Raw genomic sequence first — 16253 nt, 5'->3', positions numbered from 1 at the left:
TGCCCGACTGTTGCGCGATTTTCACCCGGACGTGCACACCGGGTCGTGCGCGGTGGACGAACTCCCGGGCCCTTCGGCGTACGTTCGCCCCAGTTGTCCGGCCGGTATCGGGGGCCGTCGGATCCGGCCTTACTGTTGTTGGACGGGAGGTTTCTGAGTGATGTCGCGTTTCAGGATGTCACGGGCCCGGAAGACGGGATCCGAAGACCCGGAGCGGTCGTCCTCGCCGTCGTCCGAGGCGCGTGCCTCCCAGCCGCGTGCGCCGCGGTCCCGCCCCGCCTGGCTGCACCGGCCGCGCGGCCGACGCGCCCTGGTGCTCAAGGTGGCCGTCGCCGGCGCCGCGGTGCTCGCGCTGATCATCGCGGTCTGGCCGGACGACGACACCCACGGCGGGCACGGCGGTCCGGCCGACAACAAGCGCGCGTCCTCCGCGCTGCCCTCCCCCTCGCCGATCTACCCGATCTCCTCGCCGCCCCGGACCATCCCCTCCGTACGCGAACACCGGCCCGCGCGCGGGCCCGGCTTCCGGCCGGTGGACGCGACGCGGGTGATCGTGGACGTCAACAGCGGGAGCCTCGCCGACGAGGGCAAGCTCTTCGCGCAGGAGCTCGGCGCCGACTACGTCCTCGGCGGGCAGCCCCGCGCGGGCGACATCGAGCTGGCCCTCAGCCCGCCGCCGGCCGGCCAGAAGGCCGTGCCCGAGTCGTACACGCTGACCACCCGTGACCGCCGGGTGCGGATCACCGGGGCGGACGACGCCGGGGTCTTCTACGGCACCCGCACCCTCAAGCAGGCGCTCAAGGGCGGCGGCGTGATGCCCGAGGGCGTCGTCGACGACCGGCCGGACGAGCCGCAGCGCGGCCTCAACCTCGACATCGCGCGCAAGCCGTACACCGAGGCGTGGATCGAGGACCAGCTGCGCCAGATGGCCGACCTCAAGCTGAACCAGCTCGGGCTGCACTTCTCGGACGACCAGGGCTTCCGCATCGAGTCCGCCGGCCACCCCGAGATCGTCTCGCGCGACCACCTCAGCAAGCGCGACGTGCAGCGGATCGTCGCGCTCGCCACCAAGCTGCACATCACGGTGATCCCCGAGATCGACTCTCCGGGCCACCTCGGAGCGGTGCTCGCCGCCCACCCCGACCTCCAGCTGCGCGACAAGGACGGCAAGGCGGTCAAGGGCGCCATCGACATCGCCAACCCCGCCTCCGGCCGGATCGTCGACGACCTGCTGCGCGAGTACGCCGACCTGTTCCCCGGGACGTACTGGCACCTGGGCGGAGACGAGTACCAGGCGCTGGCGGTGAAGTCCCCGGAGACGTCCTTCCCGGGTCTTGCCGCCGCCGCCCGGGACAAGTACGGCTCCAAGGCGGACATCCGGGACCTGGCGACGGGCTGGCTCAACGACCGTGCGGTGGTGCTGCGTTCGGCCAACGCCGGGCGAACCCTGAAGGCGTGGAACGACGGCTTCTTCGCCGGCGGCGAGGTGGCCGCCGACCAGGGCCGCGAGGTCGAGTACTGGACCGGCAAGGAGCCCGACGAGCGGGCGCCCGAGGAGCTGCTCGCCCAGAGCCGGTCCCTGGTCAACCTCAACGACGAGTACCTGTACTACGTCCTGGGCGAGCCGAACACCTTCAAGTACCCGACGGGCAAGCGGATCTACGAGGAGTGGACGCCGCTCGTACTGCGCGGGACCAAGCCCGTGGACGGCAAGTACGCCGGGCAGATCCTGGGCGGCCGGTTCGCGGTCTGGTCGGACGTGCCGGGCGCGCAGACCGAGGAGCAGGTGGCGCGCGGCATCCGGCTGCCGCTGCGGGCGACGGCCCAGAAGCTGTGGGACGCGCGCACGCCGGCGATGGACTGGGAGGACTTCAAGGCCCTGGCGGACCGCTTGGGCTGAGCGGGGCCGCCGGCGAACGCGGGGCGCGGCCCGCGCGGGCGCGGGGTGCGGAGGACGACCGGGGCCGCCACCCCCCACAGGAGAGGCCCCGGCCGTCTTCCGGCGGGGCCGTTGTGGCGACCCCGTACTTGCTTCAGCGCCGAGCGTGCGTTTTCTGTCACACCCCGCTGTGTCAGTGGGTTGTTGCAGGTTGTACAAGTCGTGGACTTAGGGGGCGCCGAGGCCGTAGCGTGCAGACTCGCGTTCGGGGACGCGGCAGTGGTGACCAGCGGTGACATCGGAACAGTCAGTCAAGACAGGGTGCAGGGATTGCTGGGGGACGACGCGGAGCTGACCGCCGCGGTGCTCAGGGCGCAGGACGGGGACGAGGAAGCCTTCCGTGCTGTCTATCGCGCTGTCCACCCGCGCCTGCTCGGCTACATCCGCACCCTGGTCGGCGAACCCGACACCGAGGACGTGGCCTCCGAGGCGTGGCTCCAGATCGCCCGTGACCTCGAACGCTTCGAGGGCGACGCCGACCGGTTCCGCGGCTGGGCCGCCCGCATCGCCCGCAACCGCGCCCTCGACCACATCCGGATGCGCGGCCGCAGGCCCGCCGTCGGCGGCGACGAGAGCGAGCTGACCGCACGGGCCGCCGCCTGTGACACCGCCGACGAGGCGATGGAGGCGCTCGGTACCGGACGTACGATGGCGCTCATTGCCCAGCTCCCGCAGGACCAGGCCGAGGCCGTGGTCCTGCGCGTGGTGGTCGGCCTCGACGCGAAGAGCGCGGCGCGGACCCTGGGCAAACGGCCCGGCGCGGTGCGGACCGCCGCGCACCGGGGCCTGAAGCGGCTTGCTGAACTGCTCGGCGCGGACGGCTCCCCGGGGGACGTGGCCCAGGATGTGGAGGAGCTGGGCGCCGTGCCGTCGCAGCGAGCGCCGGAACGCGGTGTGACGCAATCGCGCGCCCGGACGCAGAAGGACATGTGATGGCTGACGAGCGGCACGAGTGGCTTGACCGGGATGCCGCCGAGCGACTGCTGCGCGGCGAAGGGGTCGAGCCCGGTGACGAGCGGGCCCGCGCCGAGGCGGACCGCCTCACGGCCCTGCTGCGCTCCCTCGGCCCCAGCGCGTCGGCCACCACCGAACTCCCCGGCGAGGAAGCCGCCTTGGCGGCCTTCCGCAAGGCCCGCCCCGAAGGCGCCGCACAGGACGGCGAGGCCCTCGGTGTCGTACGGGTCGGACGCGTGGCCGAGCTGCCCGGGGCACCCCGGCGCAGACGATTCGCTCCGGTGCGCCTCGGCCTCGCCGCGGCGCTGGCCTGCTGTGCGATCGGCGGGGTCGCGGTCGCCGCGGGCACCGGTGTGCTGCCGGGTCCCTTCGCCTTCGACGAGCAGGACCCCGCACCCGCCTCCACCGTCTCGGCGGCGATGAGCCCGGATCCCGTCGCCACCTCGCCCACGTACTCCCTGCCCCCTGGCTCCCCGAGCCACGACCGGGCCGTGCCCTCCTCCGGCGCGCCCACGCCCGGCGATCCCACGCACCCGGCGAGCCCCGAAGGACCCGGACCAGCCGCGGGCGGCACGTCCGACCCGGGCCGCAAGGGCGGCGACCCGACGGGCGGCCCGGGCGGGGACGAGGGCGGTGCGGGCGGCTCGAACGGCAAGCAGTGGCTGGCCAGGACGACCGAGGCCTGCCGCGAGTACCGCTCGGGCAGGCTGGACACGAACAAGCGCCGGGATCTGGAGTCCGAGGCCCATGGATCGGCGGCCCTGAAGGGCTTCTGCGATCTGGTCCTGGACGGCAAGCCCGGCAAGTCCGACGGCGGCGGGGCCGGCTCCGGGGGTTCCGGCGGCGACGGTCACGGCGGCGGCAAGGGCGGCGGCAGGGGCGACGAGGACGGCGAAAGCCCCGGCAACAAGTACGGCGGTGGGGGCGGCGGCAGGCAGAGCTCCGTGGTGCCGCACCCGGGCAAGGTCCTGGACTGGTTCAAGCCCGGAGCGCTCGGTCCGGCCGTCCGGCCCTGAGGCCACCCGGAACGCCCGTCCTGCGCCCTCGCACCCAGGCCGGCCGGTGAGCCCGAAGACGCGGTCCAGAACCCGCAGTAACGTTTTTCGGAACGACGGCGCAGTACAGAGTGAGCCGACTGGTCATCGGCGGCGCAGATGAGCCGGGGTTCCCCCCGTACCCATGGCTCCGCGCGAATGGCGCGGGCGGGACACGTTCCCCCGGTCCCGCCCGCGCCCTCCCTCTTCCGGTGCCGGCCCCTCGGCCGCGCCCGGTCGTCGGCCACCGGTGCCGACCGTCGGCTACCAGTAGACGACGACCTTGTCGCCGATGTGCACCTGGTCGAACAGGGCCGAGACCTTGGCCTTGTCCCGGACGTTCACGCAGCCGTGCGAGGCGCCGTTGTAGCCGCGTGCCGCGAAGTCCGACGAGTAGTGCACCGCCTGACCGCCGCTGAAGAACATCGCGAACGGCATGGCCGTGTGGTAGATCGTCGAGACGTGGTCGCGGCTCTTCTCGAAGACCTTGAAGACGCCCTCGCGGGTCGGCGTGTACTGCGAGCCGAAGCGGACGTCCATCGTCGACTGCACCTTGCCGTCGACCACCCAGGACAGCGTGCGGCTGGTCTTGCTGATGCAGATCGCGCGGCCCGTCATGCAGCGCTGGTCGAGCTTGGCGGTCGGCTTGTTGACCGCGCGGCCGGCCAGCTCGTCGGCCGTCGGCCTTGTGGTCATGCCGAGCAGCTTCTCCCAGGTCACGGTGTCCGTCGAGCCGGTCGTCGGAAGCCCGCGCTTGCCCTGGAAGCCCTTGACGGCGGCGGTGGTCGCGGCCCCGTACGTGCCGGTCGGGGTGTCGTCGAACCAGCCGATCTGGGCGAGACGGGCCTGCAGCTCCTTGACCTGGGCGCCCTTGGAACCGGTCGACATCAGCACCTTCGCCGCGGGCTTGGGCGCCGGCTTGGCGGCCGGGCTCGCCGAGGCGCTCGGGGCGGCGGGCGAGCCGGACGGCTTGTCGTCGGTGGAGGCGGAGCCGGCCGGGGAGGGCGTGCCCTTCGCCGGGGTCGAGGAGGAGGGCGGAGCGGGGGTGGCGGGCGCGCCCGCGTCCGCCTTGCCGCCCTGCGGTCCGCATCCGACGGCCACCGCGATGACGGCGGCCGCGGCGAGGGTTCTGGCTATGAGAGTGGTGCGTTGGTTCCGGCGCATCGGTTCGCCCCCCTGTTCCTCTGGTGTCCCCTGAGACAGCTTCCCGCCCCGAACGGTTGCAAAAGCCGGCCGACGCATCGCGGCAGTTGTGAGCAAGCTCCCAGCGCGCGCCTGTCCACCCGTCGCGCGCCCGCCGCTACAGTCCGTCGCGAGGGTCGGGTACCAGTGAGTAACAGAGCTCAAGCGGGAGGCACAGCACATGGCACGCGAGTCTGAATCCGGGCTGCCCATCGAGCCGGTCTACGGACCGGACACCCTCGCCGGCTGGGACCCCGCCGAGAAGCTGGGCGAGCCCGGCTCGTACCCGTTCACGCGCGGTGTGTATCCGTCGATGTACACCGGCCGGCCCTGGACCATGCGCCAGTACGCGGGCTTCGGCACCGCCGTCGAGTCCAACGCCCGCTACCAGCAGCTCATCGCCAACGGCACGATGGGCCTCTCGGTCGCCTTCGACCTGCCCACCCAGATGGGCCACGACTCGGACGCGCCGATCGCCTCGGGCGAGGTCGGCAAGGTGGGCGTCGCCATCGACTCCGTCGACGACATGCGCATCCTGTTCGGCGGCATCCCGCTCGACAAGGTGTCGACGTCGATGACCATCAACGCGCCCGCGGCGCTGCTGCTCCTGATGTACCAGCTGGTCGGCGAGGAACAGGGCGTGGCCGCCGACAAGTTGACGGGCACGATCCAGAACGACGTGCTGAAGGAGTACATCGCGCGCGGCACCTACATCTTCCCGCCGAAGCCCTCCCTGCGGTTGATCGCGGACATCTTCAAGTACTGCAGGGCCGAGATCCCCAAGTGGAACACCATCTCGATCTCCGGCTACCACATGGCCGAGGCCGGGGCCTCGCCCGCGCAGGAGATCGCGTTCACCCTGGCCGACGGCATCGAGTACGTCCGCACGGCGGTCGCGGCCGGAATGGACGTGGACGACTTCGCACCGCGCCTCTCCTTCTTCTTCGTCTCCCGCACCACGATCCTCGAAGAGGTCGCCAAGTTCCGTGCCGCACGCCGCATTTGGGCCCGGGTGATGCGGGACGAGTTCGGCGCGAAGAACCCCAAGTCGCTGATGCTGCGCTTCCACACGCAGACCGCCGGCGTGCAGCTCACCGCCCAGCAGCCAGAGGTCAACCTGGTCCGCGTCGCCGTCCAGGGCCTCGCGGCCGTGCTCGGCGGCACCCAGTCGCTGCACACCAACTCCTTCGACGAGGCGATCGCGCTGCCGACGGACAAGAGCGCCCGGCTCGCCCTGCGCACCCAGCAGGTCCTCGCGTACGAGACCGATGTGACCGCCACCGTCGACCCGTTCGCCGGGTCGTACGTCGTCGAGAGGATGACCGACGAGGTGGAGGCGGCAGCGGTCGAACTCATGGAACGAGTCGAGGAGTTGGGCGGCGCGGTCAACGCGATCGAGCACGGCTTCCAGAAGGGCGAGATCGAGCGTTCCGCCTACCGCATCGCCCAGGAGACCGACTCCGGCGAGCGCGTCGTGGTCGGCGTGAACCGCTTCCAGGTCGAGACCGAGGACCCGTACGAGCCGCTGCGCGTCGACCCCGCGATCGAGGCCCAGCAGGCGGCCCGGCTCGCCACCCTGCGGGCCGAGCGCGACCAGCCTGCGGTGGACGCGGCGCTGGCCGAACTGAAGAAGGCGGCCGAGGGCGAGACCAACGTCCTGTACCCGATGAAGGACGCCCTCAAGGCCCGCGCCACGGTGGGCGAGGTCTGCGACGCGCTGCGCGAGGTGTGGGGGACGTACGTTCCCACGGACGCCTTCTGATCTGCGCTTTTCATCCGTACGGGTGACCGGGGGCGGAAACCGCACGCCCCCGGTTACTCTCGTGAAGAGTGAGCTTCCGACAAGGAGGATGCCGTGGCCGTAGTGCAACACGAGCTGACGATGAGCGAAGCCGCCGACCTGCTCTCCAGTGCGCTGCGTGGTCACCGTGTGGAGATTCTCCAGGGGAGGCTCACTGTGACACCGCCGCCGGACGGCTCGCATCAACTGACGCTGACCAGGCTCGGCCGGGCATTCGACCGGGCGGGGATCGTGGAGGCGGGGTATGAGTACGTCCAGGGCGTCGGCCTCTGGCTGCCCACGCTTCCGCAGGACTTCGCGATCCCGGACTTCGCGGTCGTGGACGAGGACTTTCGTGATGCCCACGTCCGGAAGAACTGCTACGCACCGAACGTCTTCCGCCTGGTGGTCGAGGTGACGTCGTCGAACTGGTCCGACGACCTCGGACCGAAGGTCGAGTGTTACGCCCAGGCCGGGATCCCCGTCTACCTTGTCGCCGACCGTAAGCACGACGAGGTGCTCCTGTACCAGGACCCCGTCGACGGGAAGTACGCCAAGCCCCAGCACTACAAGCGCGGGCAGAGCGTGCCGGTGCCGGAAGTCGTGGGCGTCGCCCTGGAGCTGTCCGTGGACACCCTGCTCGACGGCGACTGACCCCGCGACCCTCGTTCGGCCGGGGTCAGCGGGGTCCACCCGCCGGGGCCGGCTTGCGGGCCAGTGCGCCGCGCAGGAGCGGCGTCGCCCAGCGTTCCACGTAGCGGTTGAGCAGCCAGGCCAGGAGCAGCATCGCCGCGACCGTGAGGGCGAAGGTGGCCGGGGCCGGGATGTGCAGGCCTCGGTGCAGTACGCCCACGACCACCCAGCCCAGGTGCTCGTGGACCAGGTAGAACGGGTAGGTGAGCGCGCCCGCCACGGTGAGCCAGCGCCAGTTCGCCCAGCGCAGGTGGCCCAGCGCGATCAGGCCGACCAGCACGAAGCCCAGGGTGACGATGACGATGATCACCGAGGCGTGCCGGTTGGAGAAGGCCGCCGGGTTCGGCTTGTGCCACAGGCCCGCGACCGCCCAGTGCTGGCCGATGGCCCAGCTGACGGCGACGATGCCCCAGGCGGTGACGTCGCGCCGGTTGCGGTGCAGCAGGTACAGGCCCATGCCGCCGATGAAGAAGGACGCGTACTCGGGCATGAACACGGCGTTCAGGAAGGGCTGTTTGGCCGTCGCGGTGAGCGCCGCGGCCAGGGTCCAGCCCGCGCAGAACAGCACGACGCGGCGCCGGGTCGCGCCGGGCAGCACCACGCAGACGGCGAACAGGGCGTAGAAGCGCAGCTCGGCCCAGAGGGTCCAGCACACCCCGAGCACCCGGGGCACCCCGACCGGCATCTGGAGCATGGTCAGGTTCACCACGAACTCGCTGGGCGTGACGGTCTTGTAGACCACCCAGGGCAGCGCGAACACCGCGGTGATGATGATCAGCGCGGCCCAGTACGCGGGGTAGAGCCGGGACACGCGCGAGGCGAAGAACGAGCGCAGGGGGCGCCCCCAGCCGCTCATGCAGATGACGAAGCCGCTGATGACGAAGAAGATCTGCACCCCGAGGCAGCCGTAGGAGAACCACTCGTGGGCGGACGGGAACAGCTTCTTGGGGGAGGCGCCCCAGCCCCGGCTGATGTCCCCTGAGCGGCCGCCGTAGTGGTAGAGCGCCACCATCAGGGCGGCGATCAGGCGCAGCCCGTCGAGCGCGCGCAGTCGGGAGACCGGGGCCGCCACCGGGGCGCGCCCCGGCGCCCCCTCCTGCGGCTGACCGCCGCCGGTGCTTCGTACCCGCGGCAGGGTGTTGGTCACGGCTGTCCTCTTCCCGGCGTTCCGCTCGGCCCGTCGGGCCTTGGCGTCGACAGAGTAGGACCGCGACGGGCCGGAAATCGGGTGGGTGCGACGGAGTTCCGCTCCCCGACGCGGCCCGTTCATCTCGGGCCGTAACGGGTTTGCCCGGGCGTCGACTTGAGGTCAGGGACGCCGGGCCGCGCCCAGCGCGGCGAGGTAGTCGTCCAGGCCGGTGCCGTCCTCGCCTGCCCAGCCCACGTGGCCGTCGGGGCGGATCAGGAAGAGCCCGCGTCCATAGGCGTCGTACGGGTCCAGCTCGTGCACCCGGACGAGGTCGGAGGCGAGGGCGGGGGCCGGTGTGCCGAAGGCGAGGAGGGTGAAGTGCGGGCCGCGCAGCAGGTCGAAGATCCTGCCGCCGGGCACCGGGCCGTCGGGGGCGCGGTCGCCCGCCTCCAGGGCGCCCGCACGGCCCGAGGAGAGCGGGCCGCCGCGGTGGCCGAGGCCGAGCTGGCCGGTCTCCGAGCGGCGCCGGCTGTTCTCGCCGACGAGGGCCGTGCGATGCAGCCGGGTGCTCAGGCCGAGCACCCCTGCGGCGATGGTCCTGCGCTCGGCCTCGTAGGTGTCGAGCAGGGTGTCCGGGGCGCCGTGGCGAAGCACCTGGGCGAGCTTCCAGCCCAGGTTGTACGCGTCCTGGACACCGGTGTTGAGGCCCTGGCCGCCGGCCGGGGAGTGGATGTGTGCGGCGTCGCCCGCCAGGAGGACGCGGCCTTCGCGGTAGCGGTCGGCGAGCGCCGCCCGGGGCCGGAAGTCGGAGGACCAGCGGACTTCGGCGATCTGCTCCTCGGCGATGGGCGTACGGGCGGCGACCAGCTTGCGCACCCCGGCCGCACTGGTGTCGGGAACGGCGTTCTCGTCGGCGTACTGGGCGATCACCTGGAACAGCCGGGGCTCGCCCGGCAGCGGGCAGATGACCACGGCCCCGTCCGGACTGCCGTTCCACAGATGCCAGTTGAGGTCGTCGAGGATGGCGTCCGGGGTCACGGTCACATCCGCGACGAGCATGGGTTTGGGGTCGACGCTCTCGCCCCGCAGGGCGATGCCGAGCTCGCGGCGGATGCCCGAGCGGCCGCCGTCGGCGGCGACGAGGTAGCGCGAGCGGACGGTGCGGCCGTCGGCCAGCGTGGCGGTGACGCCGTCGGTGTCCTGGGCGACCGCGGTCACCTCGGCGTCGAAGACGACATCACCGCCGATGCTCCGCAGGTGCGCGTACAGCAGGTCCTGGAAGCGGGCCTGGCCGATGAGCAGGCCGTTGGGGTGGGGCTCGCTCTCGGTGGGCTCGCAGCGCTCGATCATGTCCCACTCGCGGCCGCGCTCGGTGCCGTCGGGGCCCACCCAGTCGAGCATGCGCGGATAGGCGCGGCCGGCCCGCAGCACGGTCTCGACGAGACCGAGGTCGTCGAGCAGCTCCAGGGTGCGCGGCTGGAGGCCCTTGCCGCGCGAGCCGGGGAAGAGCCGGCCGGACTTCTCCACGAGCAGGGCGGGGACGCCGTGGCGGGCGAGGTCGATGGCGAGCACGAGCCCGGTGGGTCCCGCTCCGACGATCAGTACGCCGGTGGTCGTCGGAGCGGACATGGACCCGGGCGCGGGCAGGAGCGCAGGCGCCTTAACGTTGTTAAGTTCCATGTGCGGAAGCGTGCGCTTAACGGTGTTAAATTGTCAAGGTGGCTACGACGAAGACCGACCGGGCGCAGGTCGCCGACACCGCGCTGCGGCTCCTGAACGAGACGGGCCTCGACGGGCTCACGCTGCGCGCCATCGCGAAGGAGCTCGGCGTCCAGGCGCCCGCGCTGTACTGGCACTTCAAGAACAAGCAGGCGCTGCTGGACGAGATGGCGACGGTCATGTACCGGCGCATGGCCGCGGACGGTCCGCCGGGTCTCGCCGAGCCCACCTGGCAGGGCCAACTGTGCGCCGTCAACCGCGCCTTGCGCGCGATGCTGCTCAGTTACCGCGACGGCGCCAAGGTGTACGGAGGCGCCCGCTTCACCGGCACCGAGCACGCGGAGGCCCTGGAGGCCTACCTCGGCCGGATGCGTGCGGACGGCTGGCCGCTGCGCGACGCGGTACGGGCGGGGACGCTGGCGTACGCCTACACGATGGGCTTCGTCGCGGAGGAGCAGGGCAGCGTGCCCGCGCCGGGCGGGCAGGGCGAGCCGGTCGACGTGGCCGCCCGCGCGGAACGCCTGGCCGCCTACCCGCTGGCCGCCGCCGCGGGTGCGGACATCTTCGAGTCGTTCGACGAGCGGTTCGAGGAGGGGCTGTCCGTGCTTGTGGCCGGCATCGAGGCGACGTACCGCTCGCGGGGGTGAGCCGCGGCTTCCCGGGGCCGGGGCCTGGTGTCGGGGTAGGGGCCCGGGCCGGGGCCCCCGGCCGCTAGGCCCGCCGCGGTGTCAGCCGTCGGACCCGCCGCGCCACCCGGCGCACCGTCGCGTTGCGCGGGATGAAGCCCAGCTGGGACGGGACCGCGCCGGGCAGGGCGAGCGCGGTCAGGCGGCGGCGCTTGAAGTACCGCCAGGTGTGGGCGTCCAGGGAGGCCGCGAGATAGCGTTCGGCCGCGCCCCGCAGATCCGGACGCAGCTCCGGCTGCATCGCATAGCCCACCGTGCGCAGCAGTTCGGGCAGGTCCACGTCCGGGTGCGCCTCGCCCTCCAGGGGCGGGAGCAGCGCGTCCGCGATCGTCACCGGGACCCGGTTGCTGTTCTGATACGGGGCGAGCCGGTCCAGGAGGAGTTCCGTGCCGACCCGGGCCACCGGAATGCCGTAGAACGACGACGCCGTCAGGAGTGCCGTCGAGAAGCAGCCCACCACGAGCGCGGGGGACAGGCGCTCGTAGAGCACCTCCGCCATCAACGGGCGCTCCAACACGGTCAGTTGGACGTCGAGCGTGACCGCTTCCGCCTCCAGCGCCTGTGACCAGGCGGGCGGCGCCGAAGGATGCGGCTTGAACACGATCCGGCGATGGCCCCGGGCCGCCGCGCCCCGCAGCATCCGCAGGTGCAGCTCCTCCTCCTGGTCGGGGGTGAGGATGGAGAGCGCGGAGAGGTACTGGCCGAGGAGGAGGACCAACGGCTCACCGTCGTCCGCGCCCAGGCCCAACTCGGTCTCCAGCGAGGCGAGTTCACCCACCGTCTTCACGAAGGCCGCCGTCGGCACCGTCTCGCTCGGCACGCCGAACTCGCCGAGCAGCAGCGGGCGCAGCTCCGGTACCAGGTCCAGATGGAGGACCCGGCGCACCCGCGAGCCGATCAGCGGGTCCAGCTTGTTGCGGGTCGGGCCGTACGTCATCAGGCCGTCCGCGTACACCGTGAGCGGGGCGTCCGGGAAGATCTGGGCGACCGCCTGCGCCGGGTTCACCTGGATGGACTCCAGGGCCAGTTCGATCCGGTCGTCGCCGAGGCCCCACAGCAGCCTCAAGTGCCGCTCCCAGAGCGGGACGTCGTCCGGGCGCGGGGACCAGCCACCCGGGTGGAAGGGGGCGATCGTGTCGTTCCAGGAGAGCACCCCGTCGAAGCGGCCGCGCAGCCGGTCGAAGCCGGGCATGGTGTCGAGGGCCGGCGAGACCTCGGGCGCGGGCGCGTTGTTGCTGATGAGCAGCAGTCGCCGGTCGGCCGCCGGGAAGCAGTCGCTGTCGAGCGCGGCGGCGAGCGTGGCCACCCCGTACAGGGTGGACGCCGCGAAGATCTGCGTAGTAGGCATCAGGCGGCAGCCCCCGTCGAGGACCCGGCCGGGCGGTGGCGCAGCCGGCGCAGCCGGGCGGCGCGACGTGAATCCATTGAGTTCAGCGCGTCCTTGAGGTGGTCCTGCGGCAGCCGTTTCAGCGCGCCCGCGCTCAGGGCCCTGAGTTTTCTGGCCACGGCCGGTTCGAACCTTTCGATGCTGCTCATATGGTGGGAAATGATCGCGCAGTACGTCCGTACGGCTTTAGGGAGCAATTCGTCCGCATTCGGGTCCTTGGCCGTCTCCGCTATTACTTGATCGAATGCGCGAATGAAATCGAGTTGTCGCACATCGCCGATCTGCGTCAGCGAGGAGGCGACCCCGCGCCGGTAGAACACGCCGAGCTGCCCCGTCACCGCGAACGACTCCGCCTCGCGGTGCAGCCGCCAGATCCACGGCCGGTCCTCGGCCGTGCGCAGCCCGTCGGTGAAGTGCAGGAGCCCGCGGTCGGCCAGCCTGCGGTGGTACATCCCGGCCCAGGCGAACGCGTAGTCCACCGAGGTGGAGCGGGTGGCGGGCAGGATCGCGTCGCGCGGCGACATCACCTCACCGCGCCGGCCGTGCGGCACCCGGTGCACCGTACGCTCCTGGCCGGTCACCTGGACATGGTCGGTGCGCACGAAGTCGCATCCCAACTCCTCTATGCAGGAGAGGAGTTGGGCGAAGTAGCCGGGGGCGAGCCAGTCGTCGCCGTCCAGGTACGTCAGATATTCGCCGCGGGCCGCGTCGAGCCCGGTGTTGCGGGCCGTGGCCAGGCCGCCGTTGCGTTCGTGTCTGAGCAGCACCGCCCCCGGCAGCTCGCGCTCGGCGCGTTCGAGCAGCTCGATCGTGCCGTCCGACGAGCAGTCGTCGACGAGCAGGAACTCGAAGTCGTCGCGGGCGTTCGCGCGCAGACTTCGCAGGGTGTCGGGTGCGTAGGCGCGCACGTTGTAGAACGGCACGATGACGGAGAGCTTGACCACGGCCGTGACGCTAGGGCGCCGTCCCGTCATTCGTCCTGTCCGGCACGGAGATGATGGGTGAACGAAGAATGGCGGGACTGTTAACCGGCCCGCCCGGCCCCCCGGCACTTCTTGCGTAGTCGCGCTGTTAACCCTTTGTTGCAGTCGAGTTGGGCCGCGAATACGCGGGGCTTCCTAGTTTCTACGGCGTGCCATCACGTACCGATTCAAGGCTGCGGATCGCGGTTCTCGCGGATTCGGACACCCGGTGGAAATGGGGTGCGCTCACCGCGCGCCGCCTCGCCGAACAGGCGCCCGGGACCGACTCCGCCGCAACCGCGCCCAGCGCCCCCGAACTCGACGGCTTCCTGCTCCGGGGCCGCGCCACCCCCACCCCTCGCCAGCTGGCCGAGGTGGGGGTGGCGGCGGACGCCCTGCGAGAAGTGACGATGGCTCAGTTCCTGGACGCGGTAGCCGAGTCGGGGCCGCACGGCGCCGCCCCGGGCCCGTCCGGCCCCGCGTACGACGTCATCGTGCTCGCCCTCGTCGGCGGCGCCGCCCAGGCCGCGCTGCACGGGCTCGCCGCCCGGCTGCGGGGCCGTCCCTGCCGCCCGGTGATCGTCACCGGCTATGTGGGCGTCGTCTACGAGAAGCTCGCCGACGGCCTGCTGCTCCGGCACGGCGCCGACATCGTCCTCGCCAACTCCCGCCACGACGCCGGGCGGTTCCGCGCGGTGTACGAGGGCGTGGGCGCGGACGCCTCCGCCGTCACCGAGGCCGCGCTGCCCTTCCTCGGCGGCTCCGCCTACACGGCGGAGCCCGGCCGCGACACGGTCGTCTTCGCCGCCCAGCCCTCCGTACCGGAGAGCCGCGCCGACCGGCGGTACCTGCTCGACCGCCTGGTCGGGCACGCCCGGCTGCACCCGGAGCGCGAGGTGGTCCTCAAGCTCCGCTCCAAGCCGGGCGAGCACACCACGCACATCGAGGAACACCCCTTCCAGAAGCTCGCCAAGGGCATCGACCTGCCGCCCAACTTCTCGCTGGCGTACGGGAACATGGGCGAGGTCCTGGACCGCGCCGACCTCCTGGTGACGGTCTCCTCGACCGCCGCCCTGGAGTCCCTGCACCGCTCGGTGCCGACGGCCGTCCTCACCGACCTCGGCGTGCGCGAGACCCTCGGCAACCACCACTTCCTCGGCTCCGGCTGCCTGGCCTCCTGGGACCGGCTGGACGCGGGGTACCGGCCCGTGCCCGCCCCCGAGTGGCTCGCCGCCCAGGGGGTCGCGCCGGGCGACGCGTACCACCGTGCCTTCGATCAAGTGCGTTCCCGGTTGGGGGAGTTGCTGGCGGAGCGGAGCCTGCCGCCGATCGCCCCCTACTACACCGCGGCCACCGCGCCCGGCTACCTCCCGGGCATCCTCGCCCGCCACCACCTCGCCCCCGACGGCACCCCGCTGCCGGGCGCGGCCCCCGCCGCCGAGCGGACCGGGCTGCGCCGGGTGATCAGGGACGCCGTGCGCGACGCGGCGCGCGGCGCCTACCGCCACGGCGTTCAGCGGGTCGCGCCCGTCATCCGCCGGATGGGAGAACTGTGATGCCCCCGACCGCCGCACCGAGCACACCCCCCAAGGTCCTCGCCGTCATCCCCGCCCGGGGCGGCTCCAAGGGCGTGCCCGCCAAGAACCTCGCCTCCGTCGCCGGGGTGCCGCTCGTGGTGCGGGCGGTGCTCGCCTGCCGCGGCGCCCGGCTCGTCACCGACGTCGTCGTCTCCACCGACGACCCGGCGATCGCGGCCGCCGCCCGCTCGGCCGGCGCCGACGTCGTCGTCCGCCCGGCCGGCATCTCGGGCGACACCGCCACCAGCGAGGCCGCCGTCCTGCACGCCCTGGACGCGCACCCGGATGCCCGGGTGGTGCTGCTCGTGCAGTGCACCAGCCCGTTCCTGACCCGCGAGGACGTCGAGGGCGTGGCCGCGGCGGTCCTGGAGGACGGCGCCGAGACGGCCGTCACCGTCGCCCCCTTCCACGGCTTCCTGTGGCGCGAGGACGAACTCGGCGGCGGCCAGGGCATGGGCCACGACAAGTCGTTCCGGCCGCGCCGCCAGGACCGTCCGCAGGACTTCCTGGAGACCGGCGCCGCGTACGCCATGGACGCCGAGGGCTTCCGTACCCACCGGCACCGCTTCTTCGGCCGCACCGCGCTCGTGCGGACCGACCCGGCCCGGGTCCTGGAGATCGACGAGCCGCACGACCTGCAACGGGCCCGCGCACTCGCCCCCGTACTCGACCGGCTGCCCACCCCGACCAGGGACGACGTCGACGCGGTCGTCCTCGACTTCGACGGCACCCAGACCGACGACAAGGTCCTCATCGACTCCGAGGGCCGCGAACTCGTCGCCGTGCACCGCGGCGACGGGCTCGGCATCGCCGCCCTGCGCCGGGCCGGTCTGAAGCTGCTCGTCCTGTCCACCGAGCAGAACCCCGTCGTCGCCGCCCGCGCCCGCAAGCTCAAGATCCCGGTCCTGCACGGCATCGACCGCAAGGACGTCGCGCTCAAGCAGTGGTGCGAGGACGAGGGCGTCGACCCCCAGCGGGTGCTCTACGCCGGCAACGACGTCAACGACCTGCCCTGCTTCGCGCTCGCCGGCTGGCCGGTGGCCGTCGGCAGCGCCCACGACTCGGTGCGCGCCGCGGCGCGTGCCGTCACCCGCACCCCTGGCGGTGAAGGAGCGATCCGCGAGATCGCCGCCTGGCTCCTCGGACCCGAACTCACCCACACCCCGCCTCCCCGGCACGCCCCCCAGACCCAGCACACCCCTGCCTGACCT

The 16253-nt window shown here is 72.3% G+C and carries 13 protein-coding genes; 8 read left to right on the top strand and 5 right to left on the bottom strand.

Annotation, left to right across the window (positions count from 1 at the left end):
• Positions 1 to 175 precede the first annotated feature (175 nt).
• The 3 genes from IE267_RS02145 (at position 176) to IE267_RS02135 (ending at position 3909) form a co-directional block, all read left to right on the top strand.
• Positions 176 to 1900, top strand: coding sequence for a beta-N-acetylhexosaminidase (locus IE267_RS02145; protein WP_189762150.1), 1725 nt, complete (start codon positions 176 to 178; stop codon positions 1898 to 1900).
• Positions 1901 to 2209: 309 nt separating this feature from the next.
• Positions 2210 to 2872, top strand: a complete 663-nt coding sequence (locus IE267_RS02140) for an RNA polymerase sigma factor (protein ID WP_161252484.1) — start codon at positions 2210 to 2212, stop codon at positions 2870 to 2872.
• On the top strand, positions 2872 to 3909 hold the full coding sequence (locus IE267_RS02135; protein ID WP_189761985.1) for a hypothetical protein: 1038 nt from the start codon (positions 2872 to 2874) through the stop codon (positions 3907 to 3909). The genes IE267_RS02140 and IE267_RS02135 overlap by 1 nt, the downstream gene beginning before the upstream one ends.
• Positions 3910 to 4191: 282 nt before the next feature.
• On the opposite strand, the gene IE267_RS02130 is transcribed toward IE267_RS02135, so the two are convergent.
• Complete coding sequence (locus IE267_RS02130) at positions 4192 to 5091, bottom strand: L,D-transpeptidase family protein (protein WP_189761984.1); 900 nt, start codon at positions 5089 to 5091, stop codon at positions 4192 to 4194.
• Positions 5092 to 5290: 199 nt separating this feature from the next.
• On the opposite strand from IE267_RS02130, the gene IE267_RS02125 reads away from it, so the two are divergent.
• Both IE267_RS02125 and IE267_RS02120 read left to right on the top strand, forming a co-directional pair.
• Positions 5291 to 6871: an acyl-CoA mutase large subunit family protein gene (locus IE267_RS02125; RefSeq protein WP_167157478.1), complete on the top strand. Its 1581-nt coding sequence runs from the start codon at positions 5291 to 5293 to the stop codon at positions 6869 to 6871.
• 93 nt (positions 6872 to 6964) lie between these two features.
• Positions 6965 to 7543, top strand: a complete 579-nt coding sequence (locus IE267_RS02120) for a Uma2 family endonuclease (RefSeq protein WP_229860571.1) — start codon at positions 6965 to 6967, stop codon at positions 7541 to 7543.
• Between the two features lie 25 nt (positions 7544 to 7568).
• Here the strand turns inward: IE267_RS02120 and IE267_RS02115 are convergent, their stop codons facing one another.
• Both IE267_RS02115 and IE267_RS02110 read right to left on the bottom strand, forming a co-directional pair.
• Positions 7569 to 8729 carry an acyltransferase family protein gene (locus IE267_RS02115; protein ID WP_229860569.1) on the bottom strand — a complete coding sequence of 387 codons (1161 nt, stop codon included), beginning with the start codon at positions 8727 to 8729 and terminating at the stop codon, positions 7569 to 7571.
• 162 nt (positions 8730 to 8891) lie between these two features.
• The gene (locus IE267_RS02110; RefSeq protein ID WP_373304443.1) at positions 8892 to 10391 is read right to left on the bottom strand and encodes an FAD-dependent monooxygenase; all 1500 of its coding nucleotides are present in this window, start codon (positions 10389 to 10391) and stop codon (positions 8892 to 8894) included.
• Positions 10392 to 10429: 38 nt separating this feature from the next.
• On the opposite strand from IE267_RS02110, the gene IE267_RS02105 reads away from it, so the two are divergent.
• Positions 10430 to 11077: a TetR/AcrR family transcriptional regulator C-terminal domain-containing protein gene (locus IE267_RS02105; RefSeq protein ID WP_189761982.1), complete on the top strand. Its 648-nt coding sequence runs from the start codon at positions 10430 to 10432 to the stop codon at positions 11075 to 11077.
• 64 nt (positions 11078 to 11141) lie between these two features.
• Here the strand turns inward: IE267_RS02105 and IE267_RS02100 are convergent, their stop codons facing one another.
• On the bottom strand, positions 11142 to 12464 hold the full coding sequence (locus tag IE267_RS02100; RefSeq protein WP_189761981.1) for an alpha-2,8-polysialyltransferase family protein: 1323 nt from the start codon (positions 12462 to 12464) through the stop codon (positions 11142 to 11144).
• On the bottom strand, positions 12464 to 13447 hold the full coding sequence (locus IE267_RS02095; protein WP_189761980.1) for a glycosyltransferase family 2 protein: 984 nt from the start codon (positions 13445 to 13447) through the stop codon (positions 12464 to 12466). The genes IE267_RS02100 and IE267_RS02095 overlap by 1 nt, the downstream gene beginning before the upstream one ends.
• Before the next feature lie 188 nt (positions 13448 to 13635).
• Here IE267_RS02095 and IE267_RS02090 point away from each other — a divergent pair, with 188 nt between their 5' ends.
• Both IE267_RS02090 and IE267_RS02085 read left to right on the top strand, forming a co-directional pair.
• Positions 13636 to 15021, top strand: coding sequence for a DUF6716 putative glycosyltransferase (locus IE267_RS02090; RefSeq protein WP_189761979.1), 1386 nt, complete (start codon positions 13636 to 13638; stop codon positions 15019 to 15021).
• Positions 15021 to 16250: an acylneuraminate cytidylyltransferase gene (locus tag IE267_RS02085; protein WP_189761978.1), complete on the top strand. Its 1230-nt coding sequence runs from the start codon at positions 15021 to 15023 to the stop codon at positions 16248 to 16250. Before IE267_RS02090 ends, IE267_RS02085 begins: the two co-directional genes overlap by 1 nt.
• Positions 16251 to 16253: the final 3 nt, after the last annotated feature.

Origin of the sequence: Streptomyces xanthochromogenes, from assembly GCF_014650455.1 — a bacterium.
GTDB lineage: Bacteria > Actinomycetota > Actinomycetes > Streptomycetales > Streptomycetaceae > Streptomyces > Streptomyces xanthochromogenes.
The sequence above is the reverse complement of the archived record's forward strand: the minus strand, read 5'-3'. Positions and strand labels throughout refer to the sequence as shown.